The sequence below is a fragment of the Aquabacterium sp. A08 genome, assembly GCF_011742065.1.
Genome location: NZ_JAAQQT010000015.1, coordinates 1 through 299 on the forward strand (window position 1 = coordinate 1; position 299 = coordinate 299).

At 66.6% G+C, this 299-nt stretch carries 1 protein-coding gene; it reads right to left on the reverse strand.

From position 1 onward, the window contains the following. Positions 1 to 299 (reverse strand): amidohydrolase family protein (locus HA630_RS00090; RefSeq protein WP_166831953.1); only part of this gene is annotated, 299 nt, incomplete at both ends.

The following is a 299-nucleotide window of genomic DNA, read 5'->3' on the forward strand; positions in this document are numbered from 1 at the left end:
GTCTGCCAGGTGCGGCAGATGACCTCGCCCACCCGGCCCATGGCCTGGCTGTCGCTGCTCATGATGCTGATGGCGCCCAGGTCGTGCAGGATGTCCTCGGCCGCGATGGTTTCCTTGCGGATGCGGCTTTCGGCAAACGCCAGGTCTTCGGCGATGGACGCGTCCAGGTGGTGGCACACCATGAGCATGTCCACGTGCTCTTCCAGCGTGTTGACGGTGTAGGGGCGCGTGGGGTTGGTGGAGGAGGGCAGCACGTTGGCTTCGCCCACCACCTTCAGGATGTCGGGCGCGTGGCCGCC